A 22,332-nucleotide genomic window follows, 5' to 3' on the forward strand; every position below is an offset into this window, starting at 1 on the left:
GCGCCACCCGTCCCTCAGCACACGTGACGGTCCCTCGCCGGGGAGTACAGGTGGCTGTCCCGGAACTGCTCCGCGCCCAGCGTGCGGCCCACCATGATCACTGCCGTGCGCAGCACACCGGCGTCCTTGACCTGCGCAGCGATGTCCTCCAGCGTGCCCCGCAGCACGATCTCGTCCGGCCTGGACGCGTAGGCGACGACTGCGGCCGGGCAGTCCGTCCCGTAGTGCGGGACCAGTTCCGCGACGACCCGGTCCACGTACTGCGCGGCCAGGTGCAGGACGATCAGCGCCCCGCTGCGCCCCAGCGTCGCCAGGTCCTCGCCCTCCGGCATGGCGGTGGCCCGCTGTGCGATGCGGGTGAGGATGACGGTCTGGCCGACGGTGGGGACGGTCAGTTCCCGCTTGAGGGCGGCCGCGGCGGCGGCGAAGGCGGGGACGCCCGGGATGACCTCGTAGGGGACTCCCGCCTCGTCCAGGCGGCGCATCTGCTCGTTGACCGCGCTGAAGACGGACGGGTCTCCGGAGTGCAGGCGAGCGACGTCGTGGCCCGCCTGGTGGGCGGCGACCAGTTCCGCGGTGATCTGCTCGATGTCCAGCTGGGCGGTGTCGACCAGGCGCGCGTCCGGCGGGCATTCCGCGAGCAGGTCGCGGGGGACCAGGCTGCCCGCGTACAGGCAGACGTCACATGCGGCGAGCGTGCGGGCACCGCGCACTGTGATCAGGTCGGCCGCGCCGGGGCCGGCGCCGATGAAGTACACGGTCATGAGGCATCTCCAGAAGGGGTGGCGAGGGATTTGGTCACGGACCACTGGGTCACCGGCATCGCCTGCCGCCACCCGGTGAAGCCCCCGACGGGTACCGCGTGGGCGACCGCGAGCCGTACGAGACCGCCGCCGTGGCGGCGGTGCCAGGAGGCGAGGAGCGCCTCGGACTCCAGGGTGACGGTGTTGGCGACCAGCCTGCCGCCGGCCGGGAGCGCGTCCCAGCAGGCGTCGAGGAGGCCGGGGGCGGTGAGTCCGCCGCCGATGAACACGGCGTCGGGGGCCGGCAGTCCGGCCAGGGAGGCGGGGGCGCGGCCGGTGACCACGCGCAGGGCGGGCACGCCGAGCCGGTCGGCGTTGCGGGCGATGCGCTCCGCCCGCACCGGGTCGCGTTCCACGGTGATCGCCCGGCAGGAGGGGTGGGTGCGCAGCCATTCGATCGCGATGGAGCCCGAGCCGCCGCCGATGTCCCAGAGGAGTTCGCCGGGGGCGGGCGCGAGGGTGGCGAGGGTGGCGGCGCGGATGTGGCGCTTGGTGAGCTGTCCGTCGTTCTCGTACGCCTCGTCGGGCAGTCCGGGGACGGCGCCCAGGCGGAGCGCTCCGGGGGCGCGGGCGCAGTCGACGGCGACGACGTTGAGCGGGTCGCCCGGCGGGTGGGCCCAGGTGTCGGCGGTGCCTTCGGTGCAGGTCTCCTCCTCGCTGCCGAGCTGTGCGAGTACCCGCAGGCGGCTCGGGCCGAAGCCCCGGTCCCGCAGCAGCGCCGCCACATCGGCGGGCGTGTCCGCGCCCGCGCTCAGGACCAGTACCCGGCGTCCTTCGTGCAGGGCCGCCGCGATACGGGCCGTGGGGCGGCCGACGACAGTGACGACCTCGGTGTCCTCCAGCGGCCAGCCGATGCGGGCGCAGGCGTACGACACGGACGACGGGTGCGGCAGAACGTGCAGGGCCTCGGGGCCGAGGATTTCCGCGAGGGCCCGGCCGATGCCGTAGAACATCGGGTCGCCGCTGGCCAGTACGGCGATACTGCGCCCCCGGTGGGCGGCGAGCAGTCCCGGCACGGCGGGCCGCAGCGGCGAGGGCCAGGGGACGCGCTCGCCCGTGCAGGACGGCGGCAGCAGCCCCAGCTGGCGTCCGCCTCCGATCACAACCTGTGCGCCGAGGAGTGCTGAGCGTGCCGTGTCGGGCAGTCCCGGCCATCCGTCGGCGCCGATGCCTATGACGGTCACCGCAGGCGGGGCTGGGGGTGCGGGTGGTGCGGGGGTCACGGACAGTACCTCTGTGCTCGGGGGACGACGCAGCCGAAACTCTACTGTCCGGTCGCGGCCGGGCTCCGACCAGGTGGGGCGGCATGCTGCCGGCACACAGCGAAGTGGCGCCCGTTCCGGATCGACCGGGGCGGACGCCACTTCGGCACCACGTCAGCCGTGCTTCAGCACTGGGGGCGGCTGCCGTGGTTGGCACCGTTCTTGCGACGTGCCTTCTTCTTGCGGCGGCGCTTGGACGACATGGCGCTTCTCCTCACGTTCGATGTTGCTGTGATTCTGTGACTCTTCGACGAGTTTCCACCCATTTACGGTGGTATTCCACTCGTCGACTTCGGCCCTGCTACCCCACCGCATCACATCTCACACCTGCCCCACCAGCGGGAACATGCGTGCGTGCAATCAGCCCCGCCGGTCCGGGAGAATGTGCCGACCGCATTGCGACACACCATGGAGGTAACGGGCGGATGCCGCACCAACGAGCGGGACAGCAGACCCGACCGGAAGATCTCGTCGACGTGTCCCGGCTGGTGACCGCGTACTACGCACTGCACCCCGACCCCGCCGACCCCCGCCAACGCGTGGCCTTCGGCACCTCGGGCCACCGCGGCTCGTCCCTCAACACCGCGTTCAACGAGGACCACATCGCCGCGACCAGCCAGGCGATCTGCGAGTACCGCACCCTCCAGGGCATCGACGGACCCCTGTTCCTCGGCGCGGACACGCACGCCCTCTCGGAGCCCGCCAAGGTCACCGCGACCGAGGTGTTCGCCGCCAACGACGTACGCGTACTGATCGACGCGCAGGACGGCTACACGCCCACCCCCGCCGTCTCGCACGCCATCCTCACGCACAACAAGGGCCGCACCACCGCCCTCGCGGACGGCGTGGTCGTCACCCCCTCGCACAACCCCCCGGCGGACGGCGGCTTCAAGTACAACCCGCCGAACGGCGGCCCCGCGGACTCCACCGCGACGGGCTGGATCCAGGACCGCGCCAACGAGCTGATCGCCGGCGGCCTCAAGGGCGTCCGCCGCGTCCCGTACGCCCGCGCGCTGACCCTGGAGACCACCGGGCGGTACGACTTCCTGGGCACGTACGTCAGCGACCTGCCCTCCGTACTCGACCTGGACGCCGTCCGCACCGCCGGGATCCGCATCGGCGCGGACCCGCTGGGCGGGGCCTCGGTCGCGTACTGGGGCCGGATCGCCGAGCAGCACCGCATCGACCTCACCGTCGTCAATCCGCTGACCGACCCCACCTGGCGCTTCATGACGCTGGACTGGGACGCGAAGATCCGGATGGACTGCTCCTCGCCGTACGCGATGGCCTCGCTGATCGAGCAGCGCGACCGTTACCAGATCGCCACGGGCAACGACGCCGACGCCGACCGGCACGGCATCGTCACCCCCGACGGCGGTCTGATGAACCCCAACCACTATCTGGCCGCCGCGATCTCGTACCTGTTCGCGCACCGCGAGCAGTGGGCGGCGACGGCCGGTGTCGGCAAGACCCTCGTCTCCTCGTCGATGATCGACCGCGTGGCCACCGACCTGGGCCGGACGCTGGTCGAGGTCCCGGTGGGCTTCAAGTGGTTCGTGGACGGTCTGGCGGACGGCTCGCTCGGCTTCGGCGGCGAGGAGTCGGCGGGCGCGTCGTTCCTGCGCCGCGACGGCTCGGTCTGGACCACCGACAAGGACGGCATCATCCTGGCGCTGCTCGCCTCGGAGATGCTGGCCGTCACCGGGCGTACGCCGTCGCAGAGTTACGCGGACCTGACGGCCCGGTTCGGCGAGCCCGCGTACGCGCGGATCGACGCGGCGGCCACCCCGGCGGAGAAGGCCGTGCTCGGAAAGCTCTCCCCCGCCCAGGTCACGGCGGACACCCTGGCGGGCGAGCCGGTCACGGCCGTGCTCACGTCGGCCCCCGGCAACGGCGCGTCGCTCGGCGGCATCAAGGTGACCACCGAGAACGCCTGGTTCGCGGCCCGGCCGTCGGGCACCGAGGATGTCTACAAGATCTACGCGGAGTCCTTCCGGGGCGCCGAGCACCTGGGCCGGGTGCAGGAGGAGGCCAAGGCGGTCGTCTCGGCGGCACTGGCGGCGGACGCGACCTGACCTGACCGCACGGAGCAACCACGTGGGCCCCGACCGGACTTGCACCGGCCGGGGCCCACCCCGTTCCGGGAGCCCGCTCAGGCCAACAGCCCGCCCAGCACCTTCCGCATCATCCGCTCGAACCCGTCCTCCGCCCGCTCGTCCGGACCGGCCCCGCCCCCGTCGGCCAACGCCGCCGCGATCAACGGGTGTTCCCCCTCGGCCGCCGCCGCACGGAGATACGCGGCCTGTGCGGCCGACCGCCCGGTCTCGGCGCGCCCGCCCTGCGCCTCCGCCCTGGCGAACTGGGCGACGAGCGCGTTCATCAGCGCGACGATCTCCGTCTGCGTACGGCCGGGCAGCCCGGCGGGCGCCATCGCCCGCAGCGCGTACTCCAGGTAGTCCAGCCCGCGCGGTCCCAGCCTGAGCGGCTCCGGCGGTACGTCGGCCAGCCAGGCGTGCCGCAGCAGGACGGCCTTGGTGCGCACCGCCAGTGCGAGCAGGTCCTCCACGGGCTCGCCCCGGAGCGGAACTCCGAGGTCGACTTCGCCCACCACCGCGTCGCTCATCAGGTCGAGCAGGTCGTCCCGGCCGGACAGATAGCGGTAGAGGGACGCCTGACCGGTCCCCAGGGCCGCCGCCACCTGCCGCATGGACACCGCCGACAGGCCGCCCCCGTCCGCGAGCCGGACGGCGGCGGCGGTCAGCTCGGCGCGGCTGTGCACGGCGGCGGGCCCCCGGGCCCCACGCTCGGGCCGCGTCCAGACGGTCACCGTTTCCTCGGGCATCGCTCCACCTGTCTCGTTTCCATTTCCGTGACTCACCCCCTACCCTAAAACTGCGAACACCGATCGCAGTTTCAGGGAGGTTCCGCATGTCCACACAGTCACCCAGCCCGAACCCGAGCCCGTGGGGCCCGCTCCGCCACGCCACGAACGGCCAAATCCGCATCGCCTACGACCAGTTGACGGAGGGGGCCGGTGGCGAACCACTGCTCCTCGCCACCGGCCTCGGCGCCAACCGCCGGTGGATCCCGGACGAGTGGTGCCGGATGCTCGCCGCCCGGGGCTTCGCGGTGGCCCGCTACGACCAGCGCGACGGCGGCGAGTCCACCCATCTGCCGCCCACCGCCACCCGCAACCCCATCTCCGCCCTGTTCCGCAGGAGCGGCGAGGCGTACACGGCGGAGGACATGGTCGACGACACCGTCGCCGTACTGGACGCACTGGGCTGGGAGTCGGCGCACCTGCTCGGCGTCTCACTGGGCGGGGCGGTCGTACAGCGGGTGGCCCTGCGCCACCCCGAGCGGGTACGCACGCTCACGACGATGGCCGCCGTCCCCGGCGACTGCGCGGGACTGCGCAGTCTGCGGTACGTCCGGCTGCGGACCCTGGCCAAGTTCGCCGGGCTGAAGTTCCCGGACACTCCCGAGGGGGACATCGAGGCCGGGGTCGCGGTGGCCCGGTTGCTCACCTCACCGGCCAGGCCGTTCGACGAGCGGGCCGCGCGCGCCGCGGCCGTACGCAACATGGACGGCGGACTGCACGACCAGGAGGCGCAGAGCCGGCAGATCGGCGCCCAGTGGCACGGGGCGCCGATCGAGTCCGTCAGCCGCCCCACCCTCGTACTGCACGGGGCGGACGACCCGCTGATCAAGCCGAGTGCGGCGCGGGCCGTCGCGTCCCGCATCCCCGGCGCCCGGCTGGTCCTGCTGCCGCAGGTGGGCCACGAACTCCCGGAGCCCGCCTGGCAGCGCATCACCGACGAGGTCCGCGCCCTGGCCGACACCTACCGGTAGCGCCCCGCCGGAGGGAGACTGGGAGCCACGGCCCGCCGGGCTACAACCGAGGGCCACAGCCCACCCGAGAGGGGCCGCACACATGCCTTCCGTCCCCGAGAGCCCGCTCGTCGAACTGACCCCCGCCGCCGCCGGTCTGCTGCGCCAACTCAGCGACGCACACGGCCCTCTGATGTTCCATCAGTCGGGCGGCTGCTGCGACGGCAGTGCCCCCATGTGCTACCCGGACGGCGAATTCCGCACGGGCGGCTCGGACGTACTGCTCGCCTCGCTCGACGTGGAGGGGGTGAAACAGTCCGTGCCGTTCTGGATGTCGACCAGCCAGTACGAGGTGTGGCGGCACACCCGGCTGATCGTGGACGTGGTCGAGGGCCGGGGCAGCGGCTTCTCCCTGGAGGCCCCGGAAGGGGTGCGGTTCCTGATCAGGTCACGCGTGATCTGACACGGCTCACGCCCCCTTGCGGTCGTACCTCCTCAGGAACTTCTCCAGGCCCGCCAGGTCGTCCGTGTTGAGGTGGTCGACGTCGGCGGCGAGGAGTTCGTGCCACAGGGCGTCGCGGGCGGCGCCCGGCAGGTCCGGGGTGCCCCAGAAGCGGACCCGCTGGCCGCGCCCGTGGGCGGTGCGGACCAGTTGGTGCAGACGGTCGCGCTCGGCCTTCGGGAAGGGACCGGTGCCCAGCCAGCTGAAGCCGGTCGTCCAGTTGGTGCTGATGAGGGGGATGAAGGAGGCGGGTGCGGGGACGGGGGCCGCGAGGTCCTCCAGGCGGCCGTCGTAGAAGGCGTGGCGGGTGCGCTGGGCCTCCATCGGGATGCGGGCCGCGCGGTCGCCGGAGATCACCGGGGTGACCGCGCCGAGGCGGACCCGGCCTTCGCTGTACGTACTGAGCATCCGCCGGAACGGGCGCAGCCTGCGGTGCAGTTCGAGGTACGTGGCCTCGCCCTGCGTCTTGATGTCGACCAGCAGCTGTACGGGCCTGCGGTGGCCCCGGTGGACGCTGCCGTGGTTCGCCCGCACCAGGGCGGCGAGGGGTTCGAGGTAGAGGGCCTCCAGGGTGCGGGCCGGGTCCAGGTCCACCGGGTCGTGGGCGACCAGGAGCTGTCCGTCGACGAGGTGGATGTCGGCCTCGACGCTGGTGAAACCGTACGACAGGGCGTCCAGCAGCGGGCGCGGGTGCTCGTAGTCGTTGTGTGCGTGGGCGCGTCGCAGCGGGCGCTCGCGGTGTGCCGCGCCGGCTGCGGGGACCGGGCCGGTGGCGGAGGCCGGGAGGGTGCTCGCCCAGCCGGCCGCACCGACGAGCACCCCCGCGAAGGTGGCGGCGGCCGCGCGTCGTGTGGTGTGGGACATGTGGGTGCCTCCGGGGTCGGCGGTACGGTGCGGGGACTGGGCCGAGTATCCGCCGAGGAGGACCTCAACCGGCAGCCTCCGCACAGGAGTTCGTCCCGGGTTCCACCGCCCTTCACCAACGGGGGCCCGGTGGATCACCCGTCCGGGGCGTCTGGCAGGGTGTTCACATGGTCCTCACAGGCGATATCTCCACTCATGTCCGTGGCCCGCGCCGGAAGAATCTGGTGATCGCGGCCCTGATCGCCCTCGCCCTGCTCGGTGCTGCCGCGTGGGCCGTGGCCGAGAGGTTCAACAACGAGCCGGTCTGGGTGGAGAGCGTCGGCTATGACGCCGGGTACATCCACGCCACGCAGCTGCGCAAGACCGACCGCGACGGGTCGAAGATGGCCGAGGCCATCGCCGGAGGCTGCGAGAAGTGGGCGCTCACCGCCGGGAAGAAGGCGGACGACGCCCGCGATCACTGGATACGGGGCTGCCTGGACGCCGCCCACGGACGCCCGACCAACCCCAACGAGGCCTGAGGCCAGCCCCGTACGTCACCCGGCGGGCTTGTCGCCCGCCACCTCGTCCCAGCGCACCGTACGGTCGCACCAGCGTTCCAGCAGCACCCTGTCGTGGCCGACGGCGAGCAGCCCCGCTCCCTCGGCCTCGCGGTAGTCCTCGACGACCGCGACCAGCGCCGCCGTGGTCGAGGCGTCCAGCATGGCTGTCATCTCGTCGCAGACCAGCCAGCGCGGCCTGAGCACCAACGCCCTTGCCAGACACGCGCGTTGCAGCTGGCCGTCGCTCACCTCGTGCGGGCGGCGGCCCAGCAGGTCGTCGCCCAGGCCGACGGTGTCGCTCAACTCGCCCACCCGCGCGTCCGCTTCGTCCCGCCGCCCGTTCGCCCGCAGTGGTTCGGCGATGAGGTCGCGCAGGCGCAGCCGTGGGTCGGCGGAGAGTCTCGGCTGCTGGAACACGACCCCGATCGCGGTCCGTTGGGCACGCGGTGCCCGGTGCCGCCAGCCCTGGACGCGGGTGCCGTCGAGGGTGACGGTGCCCGCGTCGGGGCGGTGCAGCAGGGCGGCGACCCTGGCGAGCGTCGACTTGCCGCAGCCGCTGGGGCCGAGCAGTCCGACGGACTCACCGGGTGCGACGGTGAGGTGCGCGTCCCTGAGGACGGGCTCGCCGCGCCGGTATCCGGCGGTGATCGCTTGGAGTTCAAGCACGGGCGGGCTCCTCGTCCGGCGGGTAGTGGCAGGCGATCCGGTCGGCGAACTCCGGCTGTACGGTGCAGGCTTCGGCCGCGTACGGACAGCGGGGCGCGAACGCGCAGCCCTCGGGAAGGTCGCCCAGCTCCGGGGGCATGCCGGGGATCGGGGTGAACTCGCGCTCCGGCAGCGCGTCGAGCAGTCCGCGCGCGTACGGGTGGCGCGGTCCGGGTTTGCCGAAGAAGGCCTTGGCGTCGGCGAGTTCGACGATGCGTCCCGCGTACATGACGGCGATGCGGTCCGAGATGCGCTCGGCCGCCGCCAGGTCGTGGGTGATCATCAGCAGGGCACGCCCGGAGGCATTCCCGTCGCTCGGGGCCTTCCCGTCGCCAGGGGTTTCCCCGTCACCGGGGGCTTCGATGTGGCGGCGCAGTTCGTCGACCGTACGGTTGACCAGGTCGCGGTCGAGTCCGGTGGTGGGCTCGTCCGCCAGCAGCAGCGGGGCGTCCCCGATGAGGGCTAGGGCGGTCGCGGCGCGCTGGGCGAGCCCGCCGGACAGTTCGTGCGGATAGCGGTCCAGGTGGCCGGCCGGGAACGCGGCCCGTTCCGCCGCCGCGCGCACCGCCCCGGCCATTTCCTGCTTGCGCGTCCCGGTCAGTGCGCGCAGGGTCTCGGCGAGCTGCGAGCCGACGGTCCGTACGGGGGTGAGGTGCGCGGCGGGGCTCTGCGGTACGAGGCCGATGCGGCGCCCCCGCACCGTACGGGCGAGGGTCTTCTCGTCGGCGGTGAGCAGGTCGGTGTCGCCGAGGAGCGCGTGTCCGGCGGTCTGCGCGTTGCCGGGGAGCAGGCCCAGCAGCGCGGAGGCCAGTACGGACTTGCCGCAGCCGCTCTCGCCGACGAGGGCCAGGCACTCCCCCGCCGCCAGGTCGAAGGAGGCGCCGGTGACGGCGGCGATGTGCCGTCCGCCGCGCATCCGGAAACGTACCGAGAGATCGCGCACGGAAAGCACGGGGAGAGCGGGGAGCGCGGGGTTCACGGCCCCGGCATCGGCGCCCGGCGCATCCGCCTTCTCCCGCGCCGTTCCGGTGTCCTGGAGACTCACAGCATCAGCTCCGATCGGCGGCGCGGGTTGATGCGCTCGCGCCAGGCTCCGGCGAGGCCTGCGATGGCGAGCGTGGGGATGATCAGGAAGAGGCCGGGGAAGAGCGTCGGCCACCAGTCCCCCGCCAGCAGCGAGCTGCGCGCGGACTGGATGAGGTTGCCGAGGCTCGCCTGGTGGCTGGGCAGTCCGAGCCCGAGGAACGACAGCGCCGACTCGTGCCACATGGCGTGCGGCACCATCAGCACGGCGGCCAGCGCCGCCTGCGGCATCACCCCGGGCAGCAGGTGCCGTACGGCGACCCGCCACCGCGAGGCACCTCCGGAGACGGCCGCGTCGACGTACGGGCGCGAGCGCAGCGACAGCACCTCGGAGCGCACGATGCGCGCCGTGGACAGCCAGTGGGTGAGCGCCACCGACACGATCACCGGCCACACCCCGGGGCGGAACATGGCGACGATGAAGATGCCGAGCAGCAGGTGCGGCACCGAGGAGAAGGTGTCGACCAGGCGCATCACCACGCGGTCGGTCCAGCCGCCGAAGGCCGCTGCCGCCGCGCCCACCGCCGTACCGATGACGGTCGCGACGAGGGCGGCGACCAGTCCGACGAGCAGCGAGACCCGCAGCCCGTAGACGCAGCGCAGCAGCAGGTCGCGGCCGACGTCGTCGGTGCCGAAGGGGTGGGCAAGCGACGGTGGCTGGAGTTTGAGCGCCAGGTCGACGGCCTGCTCGTCGAGGTTGGCCAGGGGCGGTACGAGGATGACGGCGAGTGCCACCGCCGTGACGATCACGGCGGAGGTGCGGACGCGGACCGTCCGGGTGGAGCGGCGGGTGCGGCCGTGGGTGCGCCACTCGGCGGCGGCCGCGCGCTCGGTCGCGGTCAGGTCGGTTGCGGTCAGGTCAGCCATCGAAGCCCACCCTCGGGTCGGCGAGTCCGTACAGGAGGTCGGAGAGCAGGTTGCCCGCGAGGACGGCGGCGGTGGCGAGCACGGTCAGCGCGGCGAGCAGCGGGAAGTCGACGGCGGTGGCCGCCTGCACGGTGGCGGCGGCGATGCCGGGCCAGCTGAAGACGGTCTCGATGAGCAGGGCGCCGGTGATGAGTTCGGGGACGCGCGAGCCGATGAGGGTGAGCATCGGCAGCATCCCGGAGCGCAGGGCGTGCCCGAACAGGACGGTGCGTTCGCCGGTGCCACGCGCGCGTGCGCCGCGTACCGGGTCCTCCTCCAGTGCGTCGGCGACGCCCTGTCGTACGTACAGGAAGAACCAGGGCAGCTGGGTCACGCCGAGGACGACGGCGGGGAGCACCAGGTGGGAGGCGACCTGGCCGAGGGTGACGACGTCGCTGTCGGCGTCGGTGAGTCCGCCGGCCGGCAGCACGCCCAGTTTCAGGGCGAAGAACCAGATGGCGAGCAGGCCGAGCCAGAAGGCGGGTGCGGCTTCCAGGGTGTACGCGGCGGAGCTGGTGCACCGGTCGAGCCAGCCGCCGGGGCGGCGGGCGGCCAGGACGCCCAGGGTGGTGCCGAGCACGATCGCGATGAGGAAGGCGGTGGCGGCCAGCAGGACCGACCAGCCGAGGCGTTCGGTGATCACGTCGGCGACGGGCTGGCGCATCACGCTGGAGTCGCCGAAGTCCCCGGTCAGGGCCGAGGTGAGCCAGTGCCACCAGCGGGTGAGGAGGGGGTCGTCGACACCGAGGTTGGCGCGCAGCTGGTCGAGGTTGGCCTGCGAGGAGGAGAGGCCGGCGGTGCCCGCGTAGGCCTTGACGGGGTCGAAGGGCGAGGCGGCGGCGACGGCGAAGACGCCGAAGGTCACCACGAGGAGGACGGGGGCGGCGAACAGGAGCCGCCGCCCCGCCATCCGTGCCATCGGCCCCCAGGGGAGGCCGCGGCGGCCGGTGGCTGCCTGACGGCCGGTGGCTGCCTCGGTGGCTGCCTCGGTCACTTCTTCGGCTTCCAGTCCTCGACGTTCCACCAGGGGCCGGAGGCCAGGCCGTGGTCGTGCGGCTCGGTCTGGGTGGAGAGTCCGTCCCACTTGTCGCTGACCACGTAGAGGTGGTCGATGTGGGTGAGGAAGGTGTAGCCGGGGTTCTTCACCAGTTCCTGCTGGACGGTGGTGTACGCGGCCTTGCGCTCACTGTCCTTGCCGCTCCGGCGGCCCGCTTCCAGGGCGGTGTCGACGGCCTTGTTGTCGTACCAGGCCATGTTGTTGAAGCCGTCGCCCGCCAGCGAGGACTTCAGCAGGAGGTACTGGTCGAAGTCGGGGTCGCCGGGCGAGCCGCCGCCCGCGAGGACCGCGTCGGCCTTCATCCGCGGCTCGATGACCTCCCACGTGCCCGCCTGGGTCTTGATGTCGATGCCGGCCTTCTTGGCGTCGGAGGCGTAGGCGAGGGCGTGGTCCTGGCGGAGCTTGTCGCCGGAGAGGTACCAGAGCGGGAACTCGGCGCGCACCCCGTCCTTGGTGCGGATGCCGTCGGCGCCCGCCTTCCAGCCGGCGTCGTCGAGGATCTTCTTGGCCTTGGCCAGGTCGTGGGTGCGCTCGGTGCCCTTGGCGAACCAGGGGCTGTCGGTCGGGACCGGGCCGTAGGCGGGCTTGCCTGCGCCTTCGAGGATCTTGTCGACCATGGCCTGGCGGTCGACGGCGACGTCGAGGGCGCGGCGGACGGCGGTGTCGCCGGCGACCTTGTTGTGGGTGGGCAGGGTGACGGTGCGGTAGTCGAAGGACTTGGCCGCGTACGTCTTCTTGCCGTCGTCGGACTTGAAGGAGTTCGCGAGGTTGGGCGGCAGGATCGCCCCGTCGAGGTCGCCGGTGCGCAGCCGGGTGGCGCGTACGTCGTCGTCCTTCACGATCGCCATCGTGAACTTCTTGACGGCGGGTGCGCCGCCCCAGTAGCCCGGGTTCGCCTTGAAGCTGAGCTTCTCGCCCTTGGACCACTTGGTCAGGACGTAGGGTCCGGTGCCGATGGGCTGGGTGGTGAAGGCGCCCGTGTTCACGTCCTGCTTGCCCGCGATGTGCTCGGGGGCGATCGGCAGGACGGTGCGCTCGGCGAACGGCGCGTACGGGTACTTCAGGGTGAAGACGACCTTGCTGTCGCCCTCGGCCTTGACGCTCTTGACGGCGTCGAGCTCCGTCTTGGAGGCGTTGTTGGTCTTCTTGTCGAGGATCGTCTCGTACGTAAAGACGACGTCCTTGGCGGTGAAGGGCTTGCCGTCGCTGAACTTCACGCCCTGGCGCAGCTTGTACGTGTAGGTGAGGCCGTCGGCGCTCACCTGGGGCAGCTCGGCGGCGAGGGCGGGCCTGAGCTTCATGTCGGCGTCGAAGGAGAGCAGCCCGTCGAAGATCTTGGAGTTGCCGTCCTTGCCGTAGCCGAGGAGGGGGCTGAGGGTCTCCGGTTCGTACGCGATGCCGACGACGGCGGAGTCCTTCGCGCCGGAGCCGGAACCGGAGCCGGAGGCGGAACCGCCCGGCTTGGAGCAGGCCGCGGCGCCGATGGCCAGGGCCCCGGCCAGTGCGGCGGCGGTCACCGTGCGTGTCGCCGTGCGTATGGATCGGGCCGTCATGGCTCCCCACACCCCTCTTAAAGATCAACCGTTATTGCAAGCAGCTTGCAATTAAACAGCACGTAAAGGGGTGTGCGCTGCCCCGCCCCCGTCGGAGGCGGAACAGCGCACAGTGGAGCGGTGCAGGTCACACGGTCATTCGGGGAGGGAAACGGGAAGCGGAAGCGGAAGATCCACCAGCCGCCCGACCGACTCGCGGTGGGCGCCGGCGGTGCCGAGGGCGATCGAGTCGGCCTTGGCGCGCTTCAGATAGAGGTGCGCCGGGTGCTCCCAGGTCATTCCGATTCCGCCGTGCAGCTGTACGCATTCCTCGGCGGCGCGCACCGCGACCCCGGCGCAGTACGCCTGGGCGAGGGCCACGGCCAGGGGCGCCTCGTCGCTGCCGGTGGCCAGGGCGTCGGCGGCGTTGCGGGCGGCGGCACGGGCCGAGACGACTTCGAGCCACAGCTGTGCCATGCGGTGCTTGAGTGCCTGGAAGGAGCCGACGGGGCGGTTGAACTGGTGGCGCTCCTTTGTGTAGCGCACGGTCTCCTCCAGGCACCATTCGGCGAGGCCGAGCTGCTCGGAGGCGAGCAGTCCGGCTCCGGCGAGCAGGCCCTGCCGTACGGCCGCCGCCCCTTCGCCGGGCCCGGCGAGCAGGGTGCCGGTCGCTCCGTCGAGGGTGACGGTGGCGAGGGGGCGGGTGAGGTCGAGCGGGATCTGCGCCTCGACGACCACTCCGGCCCCGGCGCGTTCGACGGCGTACAGGCCCTCGGCGGTGGGGACGAGGAGCACGTCGGCGGTCGCGGCGTCCGCCACCCCGGGCACGGTCCCGTCGAGCCCCGGCGGCAGCCGGAGGCCGTCGGGCCCGGCGGCGAACCGGGCCACCAGCGCGGCGGTCCGCCGCCCGGACGCCAGGTCCCGGAGCAGCCCGGCCACTTCTGCGGTCCCGGTGTCGCAGGCCAGCAGGATCTGGGTCGCCACGACGGAGCTGGTGAGGTACGGCGCGGGCGCGACCGTCCGCCCCAACTCCTCCAGCACCACGGCCACTTCACGGTGCGAGGCACCCTGCCCGCCCAGCTCCTCGGGCACCAGGAGTCCGGCGACGCCCATGTCGGCGGCGAGCGCCTTCCACAGTCCGGCGTCGTACGGAGTGCCTTCCTCCGCGCGTACGGCGACCCGGGCGGGGTCGTTGCGGTCGGCGAGCAGCCCGCGCAGGGCCGACCGGAGGTCTTCCTCGTCCTCGGAGTACAGCAGGTCGGTCATCGGGCCAGGTCCTTCCAAGCGACGTCCTTGTCGGTGCGGGGCTCGGAGGGCAGTCCGAGGACGCGCTCGGCGACGATGTTCAGCAGCACCTCGCTGGTGCCGCCCTCGATCGAGTTGCCCTTGGAGCGCAGATAGCGGTATCCCGCGTCGCGCCCGGTGAAGTCGACGAGTTCGGGGCGGCGCATCGTCCAGTCGTCGTACAACAGGCCCTCCTCGCCCCGGAGTTCGACCTCCAGGCCGCTGATCTCCTGGTTGAGGCGGGCGAAGGTGAGCTTCATGCCGGAGCCCTCGGGGCCCGGCTGGCCCGCCACCATCTGCTGGCGCAGGCGTTCGCCGGTGAGACGGGCGACCTCGGCCTGCACCCACAGGTCCAGGAGCCGTTGGTGCAGGGCGTGGGTGCGCAGTTCGGGGCGTTCGCGCCAGGTCGTGGCGACGGGGCCGATCATGCCGCCCTCGCGGGGGATGCGGGAGCCGCCGATGGAGACGCGCTCGTTCATCAGGGTGGTCTGCGCGACCTGCCAGCCCTCCCCCACCTCGCCGAGGCGCATGCTGTCGGGGATGCGGACGTCCGTGAGGAAGACCTCGTTGAACTCGGCCTCGCCGGTGATCTGCCGCAGCGGCCTGACCTCGACGCCCGGGTCGGTCATGTCGCACAGGAAGTACGTCATGCCCCGGTGCTTGGGCCGGTCCGGGTCGGTGCGGGTGACGAGGATGGCCCAGCGGGCGAGGTGGGCGCTGGACGTCCAGACCTTCTGCCCGTTGACCACCCACGAGTCGCCGTCCCGTACGGCACGGGTGCCGAGGGCGGCGAGGTCGGAGCCCGCACCCGGCTCGCTGAACAGCTGGCACCACACCTCTTCGCCCACCCACAGCGGGCGCAGCAGGCGCTGCTTCTGCTCGTCCGTGCCGTACTTGAGGATCGTCGGGGCGGCCATGCCCAGGCCGATGCCGATGCGGCGGGGGTCGTTGTCGGGGGCGTCGGCCGCCGCGAGTTCGGCGTCCACGACGGCCTGGAGGTCGCGCGGCGCGCCGAGTCCGCCGAGGCCGACGGGGTAGTGCACCCAGGCCAGTCCCGCGTCGAAGCGGGCCTTGAGGAAGTCGGTGCGGTCCGTGGTGGCCGGGGGGTGGGCGGCGAGCAGTTCCCTTGTACGGGTGCGGAGTTCGGCGGCGTCGGTCATCGGGCGGCTCCTTGTGGTACGACGGCGATCCGGCCGGTGCTGCGGCCGTCGGCGACCCGCTGGACGGCGTCGGCGGCGTCCTTCAGCGGGACGCGTTCGCTGACGAGCGGCCTGATGGCGCCCTCGGCGGCGAGCCGGGTCAGCTCGGTGTGGCAGGCGGCGACGGCGGCCGGGTCCTTGGTGTTGTAGAGGCCCCAGTGCAGGCCGAGGATGGCGTAGTTCTTCACCAGGGCGTGGTTGAGGGCGGGCGCCGGGATGGTGCCGCCGGCGAAGCCGACCACGACGATGCGGCCCTCGAAGGCGATGCACTTGGTGGACTGGGTGTACGCCTCGCCGCCGACCGGGTCGTAGACGACGTCGGCGCCACGTCCGCCGGTGGCTTCCTTCACCGCGCCGATGACGTTCTCGCTGTGCCGGTCGACGACCACGTCACAGCCGAGCCGCCGCGCCACTTCGGCCTTCTCGGGGCCGCCGACGACTCCGACGACCCTGGCTCCGGCGGCCTTGCCGAGCTGGACGGCGGCGCTGCCGACGCCGCCCGCCGCCGCGTGCACCAGGAGGGTCTCCCCCGCCTGGAGGCGGGCGCGCCGGTGCAGGCCGAACCACCCCGTCTGGTAGCCGATGTGCAGGGCGGAGGCCTCCGCGTCGTCGAGCGCGTCGGGGGCGGGCAGCAGGGCTGCCGCGTCGGCGACGACGTACTCGGCGAAGCCTCCGTACGGCAGTGCCGGGTTGGCGATGACGCGGCGCCCGTCCTCGGTCTCGCCGCAGATCTCGACACCCGGGGTGAAGGGCAGCGGCGGGCGGATCTGGTACTCGCCCCGGCAGAGCAGCGCGTCGGGGAAGTTGATGTTCGCGGCCCGCACCTTGAGCAGCACCTGCCCGTCGCCGGGAGTCGGCCGGTCCACCTCTTCGAGGCGCATCACCTCGCCGGGCTCGCCGTTCTCGTGCACTCGCCATGCCTGCATCAAGGGCCTCCACGCGCTGTCGTCGGCAGTACCGTGCCTGCGCATACTAAGCGGTCGCTTGCCTGCCCGGGAAGGGGCGGGCGTACCGGAGTACGCGGGCCACCCCGGACATGACGACGCGCGACAGCCCGTCCTGATTTCGGGGCTGCCGCGCGGGCGGGGGCGCCCTGTGCGGTCGGGCGGTGCGGTCGACGATGCGGTCAGGCGGTGCGGTCAGGCGGTGCCGAACTTCGCCTGGAGGTTGGCCAGTCCGGTGCCGTAGACGCCGTCGCCGAAGAGCGTTTCGATCTGCGGGACGACCTCGTCGGCCCCCGCGTAGTCGGCCTTCCAGTCGACCTCGGCGCCGTCCGCGTGCGGGCGTACGGCGAGGGTGGCGACGAAGTCGGTGATCGGCAGCATCGGGTCGAGCACGGTGTAGGTGTACGCCGTCGCTTCCTTGCCGAGCAGGCGTTCGCGGGCGACCACCTTGCCGTCGATGGCGAACGCCCGTACCGCGCCCGGCGTTTCGGGGTCGGCGCCGTCCTCGATGGTGGAGGGCGGGAGGTGCGGGTGCCATGCGCCGAGGGTCGCGAAACCGCCGATGAGGTCCCAGACCTCGGCGGGGGCGGCGGTGACGGTGGCGGTGCGGCGCAGTTGGTGCTTGGTCATGCGGGTACTCCTCGCTTCTTCGATGTGATGCGGACGTTCGTCATGGGGTGCGGTCGTCCCCGGGTTCGGTCGTCACCAGGACTTGTCGCCGCGCAGGACCGCGTCCGCGCCGCCGTCGATGAAGACGACCTGGCCGGTGACATGGGTGTTCTCGACGCCGGTGAGCCAGTCCAGGAGCGGGGCGACCTGCTCGGGGGCCGCGTGGCCGTTCAGCGGCATCGGGACGACGTTGTCGACGTGCGCGCGCGTCCCGGGGTCGTCGAGCATCGGCTGGGTCATCGGCGTGACGATGGTGCCGGGGGCGATGGCGTTGAGCGTGATGTCCGCCGCCGCCCAGTCCTCGGTGACGGCGGTACGGCGCAGCCAGCGGGCTATGGACTGCTTGGAGGAGCCGTAGATCGCGTACCCCTCGCCCCGGTCCACGGCGGCCTGGGCGGCGGCCACCGCCGCGTCCTCGTCCCCGGCCAGCGCGGCCTCGACCATCGCGTCGTCGACCGGGTGCACGGAGGCCACCGAGGAGACGACGACGGCACGCGGGGCGTCGGCGGCGGCGAGCAGCGGGCGCAGGCCCTCCAGCGTGGCGACCGCGCCGAAGTGGTTGACCTTGATGGTCAGCGGGTCGAAGGCGGCCGTGCCGGCGCAGGCGATGACGGCGTCGAGGCGCCCGCCGGAGAGTTCGGTCGTACGGGCGACGAGGGCCGCGCGCCCTTCGGCGGTGGAGAGGTCGGCCTCGATGTCCGCGTCCTTGAGGTCGGCGCCGATGACGGTGTGGCCCTGGCTGCGGAGGCGCTCGGCGGTGGCCTTGCCGATGCCGGACGCCGACCCGGTGACGAGGTAGGTACGGGACATGAGGGGCTCCCTGGAACTCCGACGATGGAATGATGCCAGCCTATGCCTAGGTGGCACGACGTGCCAAGGTGCTCAGATGTGACAGATTGGTCCCCGTGACGAGGAACACCGGGAGCGAGTACGTGACGGAGAACGGTGCGACGGAACGCACGGCAGAGCACGTGGCGGGGGTCGCGGCCGGAGCCGGGGCACGGCCGCTGCGGCCCTCACTGACCGAGCGGCGCAAGGAGGCCACCCGGTACGAGATCGCGGAGGCGGCGACCGCCCTCTTCTCGGCCCGGGGGTACGCGGGAACGACGGTCGAGGACATCGCCGGGGCCGCGGGCATCTCGCTGCGCACGTTCTACCGCTACTGCCAGGCCAAGGAGGACGCTCTCACCCCCGTCATGGTGGCGGCGGTGGGCGAGCTGGCGGAGCACCTGGCGCACCGCCCGGCCGACGAGCCGTTGGCGGTCGCGGTGCAGGCCGCGTTCGTCTCGGCGACGGCGGGTCCCCGGCGGGCCGGGGCGGAGCAGATGCGGCGGCTGATCCGGGTGATGAGCGAGGTGCCTGCCCTACGGACCCGGTGGCGGGCGGCCGGGCACGAGCTGCGGGAGCGGATGCTGCCCGTGCTGGCCGCCCGTACCCGCAAGGACGCGGACTCGCTGGAGACGGTGCTGCTCGCGGCGGTGCTGATCGAGACGTTGACGGTCGCGCTGGAGCACTGGGTGGTGTCGGGCGGGGACGAGGAGTACACCGACGTCTCGGCGCGGGCGCTCGCCCTGCTGCGCCTGGACGCCTGAGCCACCTCGCCCCCGTCTCCCGACTCCGCCTCCGCCTCCGCAGGGCTCAGCGGTTGAAGACCTCGAAGGGCACCGCCGGGATGCCGCCGAAGCGCTCGGCCGCCGCCGTGACGTTCGCGGTCAGGAAGCTGCGGCAGTACTGCTCGGGGTCCTCGTCGGTCAACGCCTCGATGTACGCCCGGTGTTCGAGCAGGGAGCGCACCGAGCGCTCCAGCCCCGGCCGGGCGTCGACGGCGTGGGTGGGTGAGGTGGTGCCCGCGACGGCGACCCAGCGCACCCCGTCCCAGGGCTGGAGGCCCTGCTCGGTCAGCTCGGGGAAGATCCAGCGGTTGCCCGCGTCGGAGGCCGCGTCCAGGGTGGCGCGGCCGACGGCGAGGTGGTCGGGGGTGTTCCAGACGTGGGTGCCCCAGGTGTCGCGGTGGTTGAGGGTGATGACCAGCTCGGGGCGGTGCCTGCGGATGGCGGCGGCGATGTCCCGGCGCAGATCGAGCCCGTACTCGATCACCCCGTCCCGGTGGTCGAGGAACTCGACCGAGGAGACCCCGACGACGGCGGCACTGGCCCGCTGCTCCTGCTCGCGCAGCGGTCCGCACTTGGCGGGCTCCAGGGTGTCGATGCCTGCTTCGCCCCGGCTGGCGAGGACGTACGCCACCTCGTGTCCCCGGTCGGTCCAGGCGGCGACGGCCGCCGCGCAGCCGTACTCCAGGTCGTCGGGGTGGGCGACGACGGCCAGGGCACGCCGCCAGTCTTCGGGCATGGGCTGCAGTTGGTGGAAGGGCATGGCTGTGGTCATACGGGCAGGATAGGTGCAACCACTGACATCAACCCCTTGGCGGCGGACCGGAGTTCGGCCCTCCGCCAAGAGGCGTCCGCAGAGCGGAGCCGGAGCGTACCCGGATCCGCGTCAGAGCTCGCCGCGTGCCAGGGCGAGCAGCCGGTCGAGGACCCTGGGCCCGCCGGCCCGCAGTCCGTCGTGCTCGTATTCGTCGGTGACCCACGTGCGCAGGCCCCGGATCGCACGTGCGGTCTCCAGGGAGTGGGCGGTGTCCACGTACATGTCGTCGTGGTAGACGGCGGCGGCCACCGGGACCTCGTTGGCGGCCAGGCGTGCGGTGTCGTAGAGGTGCGGCCAGTCGGTGCGGGCGGCGAGGAGTTCGGCGGTCTCGCGAAGCGGGCGCAGGGCGGGGTCGCAGTCGAAGTGCCAGGGGTGGATGGTCTCCCCGGTGAACAGCAGCGGACCGCTCCCGGCGAGTGCGGTGCGGGCGTCGAAGCGGGGGAACTCGGCGCGGACCCGCTCGGCACCCCACGCGGTGGGCTCGGCACCCTGCCCGTAGAGGGACTCGTGCAGCAGGGCGTAGAGGGGGTGGCCGGCGAAGGAGAGCGCGGACTGCGCCGCTTCCAGGAAGGCGTCCGAGAGGGCGGGGCCCTGCGGGGTGGGGACGAAGGCGTTCTCCATGAGGTAGTGCAGCGTGTGGGTGCCTTCGCTGCCGCCCAGGGCGATGCCGAGGGACTGGAAGGCCTCGGGGGTGAGGGTGTAGCCGCCCGGCGTGACGGTCTTGTGGTCCGCCAGGAAGGCGGCGATGTCGCGGGCCCGCTCGACGTCGTCGGGGTAGCGCGCGTAGTGGGCGGCCACCTTGCGCTCGACCCGGGGGTACGCGGCCCGGTAGACCTCCGCCGAGTCCGCGTGCAGCGAGGGCAGACCGCCGGTGATCAGGACGGTCTCCAGTCCCTCGGGGGCGGTGGAGAGGTAGTGGGTCGCGCAGAATCCGCCGAAGCTCTGGCCGAGCACGGTCCAGGGGGCGCCGCCGGTCAGCTGCGGGCGGATCGCCTCGCAGTCGCGGACGATGGAGTCGGCGCGGAAGTGGGCGAGGTAGTCGGCCTGTTCGGCGGGCCCGCCGCGCAGCGGGAGGGTCTGCCGGTTGGCGGGGGTGGAGAGGCCGGTGCCGCGCTGGTCGAGGAGCAGGACCCGGAACTCCCTCAGCGCCCGCTCCAGCCAGGCCTGGCGTCCCACGAAGCGGCGGGCGCCGAAGCCGGGGCCGCCCTCCAGGTAGAGCAGCCAGGGCAGGTCGCTGCCCGCCCGTTCGGCGGCCACCACCTCGCGCGCGTACAGCTCGATCTGCTCGCCGGAGGGGTTCGAGTGGTCGAGGGGCACGGTGAAGCGGTGGTCGGTGAGAACGGTGCCGGGCTGGCGATAACTGGTCACGCTTGCTCCTGCTTGCTCCTGTTGCGATCGTTGTCGCCCAGTTCAGCACACGCCGTGCCCACCCGGACAGTCCCGGCCCGTGTGCGCGGCACCCCCGGCGCTCCTAGCGTGAGTACATGATCCGGTTCGAGCAGGTCAGCAAGGTCTACCCGGACGGCACCACGGCCGTCGACGGCCTGTCCTTCGAGGTCGCGGAGGGTGAGCTGGTCACCCTGGTGGGACCGTCCGGCTGCGGCAAGACGACCACGATGATGATGGTCAACCGGCTGATCGAGCCGACCTCGGGCCGGATCCTGATGGAGGGCGAGGACATCTCCGGGATCGACCCGGTGAAGCTGCGCCGCCGCATCGGGTACGTCATCCAGCAGGTCGGCCTCTTCCCGCACCGCACGATCCTCGACAACACGGCCACGGTGCCCTTCCTGACCGGCTGGAAGAAGGACCGGGCACGTGCGCGTGCCGCCGAACTCCTCGACCTGGTCGGCCTCGACCCCAAGGTCTACGGCTCCCGCTACCCCGAGCAGCTCTCCGGCGGCCAGCGCCAGCGCGTCGGCGTCGCCCGCGCCCTCGCCGCTGACCCGCCCGTCCTGCTCATGGACGAACCCTTCGGCGCCGTCGACCCGGTGGTCCGCGAACGCCTCCAGGACGAGTTCCTGAGCCTTCAGGCCACCGTCCGCAAGACGGTGCTCCTCGTCACCCACGACATCGAGGAAGCGGTACGGCTCGGTGACCGGATCGCGGTGTACGGGCAGGGCCGCATCGAGCAGTTCGACACCCCGGCAGCCGTCCTCGGCGCCCCGGCCACCCCCTATGTGGCGCAGTTCGTGGGCGCCGACCGGGGACTGAAGCGGCTGTCGGTCACCACGATCGAGCCGGACGACCTGGAGGAGCCGCCGCGCGCCCGCCTCGACGAGCCGGTGGCCTCGGCCGCGGCCCGGCTGCGCGCGGAGGGCGCCCGCTGGGCGGTCGTCCTCAACGAGCGGGGCGAACTGCACGGCTGGGTGTCCACCGAGGACCTGGCCCTCGCGGGCCCGACCGGCAGCGTGGGCGATCTGGCGCGCCGGATGGATGCCTGGGTCCCGGTCGGCTCACCGCTGAAGCACGCGTTCAGCGAGATGCTCCAGTGGGACGCCGGGTGGGTCGCGGTGCTGGACGGGGCGCGCCTGGTCGGCGTACTGACTCCGGCGAAGCTGCACGAGGCACTGCGGCGGTCGGTGGACGCGGACATGCAGGGCGTCCAGCGCGACGAGGTCGAGTTCGACTCGGTGGCGGAGGCGTAGGGAGCCTCAAAGGGGGGCGGGTTTCCGCACAGGCGCGCGACTTGTCCGCCCCAGCGGTGAGAACTGCTGCGACA

23 protein-coding genes are annotated in these 22,332 nt (G+C 72.6%); 6 read left to right on the forward strand and 17 right to left on the reverse strand.

The genetic code is table 11. The features are described from left to right. Positions 1–14 precede the first annotated feature (14 nt). The 3 genes from cobM to ACZ5PB_RS13620 form a co-directional block, all read right to left on the reverse strand. Positions 15–764 carry a precorrin-4 C(11)-methyltransferase gene (gene cobM, locus ACZ5PB_RS13610; RefSeq protein WP_468690688.1) on the reverse strand — a complete coding sequence of 250 codons (750 nt, stop codon included), beginning with the start codon at positions 762–764 and terminating at the stop codon, positions 15–17. After that, positions 761–2,026, reverse strand: coding sequence for a precorrin-6y C5,15-methyltransferase (decarboxylating) subunit CbiE (gene cbiE, locus ACZ5PB_RS13615; RefSeq protein ID WP_468690689.1), 1,266 nt, complete (start codon positions 2,024–2,026; stop codon positions 761–763). Before cbiE ends, cobM begins: the two co-directional genes overlap by 4 nt. Positions 2,027–2,190: 164 nt before the next feature. Further along, positions 2,191–2,268 (reverse strand): 50S ribosomal protein L37, encoded by a 78-nt coding sequence (locus tag ACZ5PB_RS13620; RefSeq protein ID WP_389253020.1) that lies wholly within the window; start codon positions 2,266–2,268, stop codon positions 2,191–2,193. Between the two features lie 222 nt (positions 2,269–2,490). Between ACZ5PB_RS13620 and pgm the strand changes: the two genes are divergently transcribed. After that, positions 2,491–4,140, forward strand: a complete 1,650-nt coding sequence (gene pgm, locus ACZ5PB_RS13625) for a phosphoglucomutase (alpha-D-glucose-1,6-bisphosphate-dependent) (protein WP_468690691.1) — start codon at positions 2,491–2,493, stop codon at positions 4,138–4,140. Positions 4,141–4,217: 77 nt separating this feature from the next. On the opposite strand, the gene ACZ5PB_RS13630 is transcribed toward pgm, so the two are convergent. Further along, entirely contained in the window at positions 4,218–4,907 is a 690-nt protein-coding gene (locus ACZ5PB_RS13630; RefSeq protein WP_468690692.1) for a TetR/AcrR family transcriptional regulator, read from the reverse strand. Positions 4,908–4,993: 86 nt separating this feature from the next. Here ACZ5PB_RS13630 and ACZ5PB_RS13635 point away from each other — a divergent pair, with 86 nt between their 5' ends. Continuing rightward, positions 4,994–5,917, forward strand: coding sequence for an alpha/beta fold hydrolase (locus ACZ5PB_RS13635; RefSeq protein ID WP_468690694.1), 924 nt, complete (start codon positions 4,994–4,996; stop codon positions 5,915–5,917). A gap of 82 nt (positions 5,918–5,999) precedes the next feature. Next, entirely contained in the window at positions 6,000–6,359 is a 360-nt protein-coding gene (locus ACZ5PB_RS13640) for a DUF779 domain-containing protein (protein WP_468690696.1), read from the forward strand. Between the two features lie 6 nt (positions 6,360–6,365). Here the strand turns inward: ACZ5PB_RS13640 and ACZ5PB_RS13645 are convergent, their stop codons facing one another. After that, positions 6,366–7,262: a phosphatidylinositol-specific phospholipase C/glycerophosphodiester phosphodiesterase family protein gene (locus tag ACZ5PB_RS13645; RefSeq protein ID WP_468690698.1), complete on the reverse strand. Its 897-nt coding sequence runs from the start codon at positions 7,260–7,262 to the stop codon at positions 6,366–6,368. 167 nt (positions 7,263–7,429) lie between these two features. Here ACZ5PB_RS13645 and ACZ5PB_RS13650 point away from each other — a divergent pair, with 167 nt between their 5' ends. After that, complete coding sequence (locus tag ACZ5PB_RS13650; RefSeq protein ID WP_468690700.1) at positions 7,430–7,783, forward strand: hypothetical protein; 354 nt, start codon at positions 7,430–7,432, stop codon at positions 7,781–7,783. Positions 7,784–7,798: 15 nt separating this feature from the next. Here ACZ5PB_RS13650 and ACZ5PB_RS13655 read toward each other — a convergent pair whose 3' ends face one another. The 10 genes from ACZ5PB_RS13655 to ACZ5PB_RS13700 all read right to left on the reverse strand — a co-directional run bounded on the left by ACZ5PB_RS13655 (position 7,799) and on the right by ACZ5PB_RS13700 (position 17,993). After that, on the reverse strand, positions 7,799–8,470 hold the full coding sequence (locus ACZ5PB_RS13655) for an ABC transporter ATP-binding protein (protein WP_468690702.1): 672 nt from the start codon (positions 8,468–8,470) through the stop codon (positions 7,799–7,801). Next, positions 8,463–9,425: an ABC transporter ATP-binding protein gene (locus tag ACZ5PB_RS13660; RefSeq protein ID WP_468690897.1), complete on the reverse strand. Its 963-nt coding sequence runs from the start codon at positions 9,423–9,425 to the stop codon at positions 8,463–8,465. The genes ACZ5PB_RS13655 and ACZ5PB_RS13660 overlap by 8 nt, the downstream gene beginning before the upstream one ends. 125 nt (positions 9,426–9,550) lie before the next feature. Next, entirely contained in the window at positions 9,551–10,459 is a 909-nt protein-coding gene (locus tag ACZ5PB_RS13665) for an ABC transporter permease (RefSeq protein WP_468690703.1), read from the reverse strand. Beyond that, positions 10,452–11,417: an ABC transporter permease gene (locus tag ACZ5PB_RS13670; RefSeq protein ID WP_468690899.1), complete on the reverse strand. Its 966-nt coding sequence runs from the start codon at positions 11,415–11,417 to the stop codon at positions 10,452–10,454. Before ACZ5PB_RS13670 ends, ACZ5PB_RS13665 begins: the two co-directional genes overlap by 8 nt. A 71-nt stretch (positions 11,418–11,488) precedes the next feature. Then, positions 11,489–13,108, reverse strand: a complete 1,620-nt coding sequence (locus tag ACZ5PB_RS13675) for an ABC transporter substrate-binding protein (protein ID WP_468690705.1) — start codon at positions 13,106–13,108, stop codon at positions 11,489–11,491. Positions 13,109–13,243: 135 nt separating this feature from the next. Beyond that, positions 13,244–14,353, reverse strand: coding sequence for an acyl-CoA dehydrogenase family protein (locus tag ACZ5PB_RS13680; RefSeq protein ID WP_468690707.1), 1,110 nt, complete (start codon positions 14,351–14,353; stop codon positions 13,244–13,246). Beyond that, a complete protein-coding gene (locus ACZ5PB_RS13685; RefSeq protein WP_468690708.1) occupies positions 14,350–15,531 on the reverse strand; it encodes an acyl-CoA dehydrogenase family protein in 1,182 nt (393 codons plus the stop codon). The genes ACZ5PB_RS13680 and ACZ5PB_RS13685 overlap by 4 nt, the downstream gene beginning before the upstream one ends. Next, on the reverse strand, positions 15,528–16,496 hold the full coding sequence (locus ACZ5PB_RS13690) for an NADPH:quinone oxidoreductase family protein (protein WP_468690710.1): 969 nt from the start codon (positions 16,494–16,496) through the stop codon (positions 15,528–15,530). Before ACZ5PB_RS13690 ends, ACZ5PB_RS13685 begins: the two co-directional genes overlap by 4 nt. A gap of 213 nt (positions 16,497–16,709) precedes the next feature. Next, the gene (locus tag ACZ5PB_RS13695) at positions 16,710–17,144 is read right to left on the reverse strand and encodes an SRPBCC family protein (protein WP_468690712.1); all 435 of its coding nucleotides are present in this window, start codon (positions 17,142–17,144) and stop codon (positions 16,710–16,712) included. A gap of 72 nt (positions 17,145–17,216) precedes the next feature. Beyond that, the gene (locus tag ACZ5PB_RS13700; RefSeq protein WP_468690714.1) at positions 17,217–17,993 is read right to left on the reverse strand and encodes an SDR family oxidoreductase; all 777 of its coding nucleotides are present in this window, start codon (positions 17,991–17,993) and stop codon (positions 17,217–17,219) included. A gap of 95 nt (positions 17,994–18,088) precedes the next feature. On the opposite strand from ACZ5PB_RS13700, the gene ACZ5PB_RS13705 reads away from it, so the two are divergent. Then, positions 18,089–18,775, forward strand: coding sequence for a TetR/AcrR family transcriptional regulator (locus ACZ5PB_RS13705; RefSeq protein ID WP_468690716.1), 687 nt, complete (start codon positions 18,089–18,091; stop codon positions 18,773–18,775). Positions 18,776–18,821: 46 nt separating this feature from the next. On the opposite strand, the gene ACZ5PB_RS13710 is transcribed toward ACZ5PB_RS13705, so the two are convergent. After that, positions 18,822–19,568, reverse strand: coding sequence for a PIG-L deacetylase family protein (locus tag ACZ5PB_RS13710; RefSeq protein ID WP_468690718.1), 747 nt, complete (start codon positions 19,566–19,568; stop codon positions 18,822–18,824). Between the two features lie 111 nt (positions 19,569–19,679). After that, a complete protein-coding gene (locus tag ACZ5PB_RS13715) occupies positions 19,680–20,978 on the reverse strand; it encodes an alpha/beta fold hydrolase (RefSeq protein ID WP_468690720.1) in 1,299 nt (432 codons plus the stop codon). 116 nt (positions 20,979–21,094) lie between these two features. Between ACZ5PB_RS13715 and ACZ5PB_RS13720 the strand changes: the two genes are divergently transcribed. Next, positions 21,095–22,258 carry an ABC transporter ATP-binding protein gene (locus tag ACZ5PB_RS13720; RefSeq protein WP_468690722.1) on the forward strand — a complete coding sequence of 388 codons (1,164 nt, stop codon included), beginning with the start codon at positions 21,095–21,097 and terminating at the stop codon, positions 22,256–22,258. Positions 22,259–22,332 lie beyond the last annotated feature (74 nt).

The sequence above is a fragment of the Streptomyces sp. NPDC032721 genome (assembly GCF_055579625.1).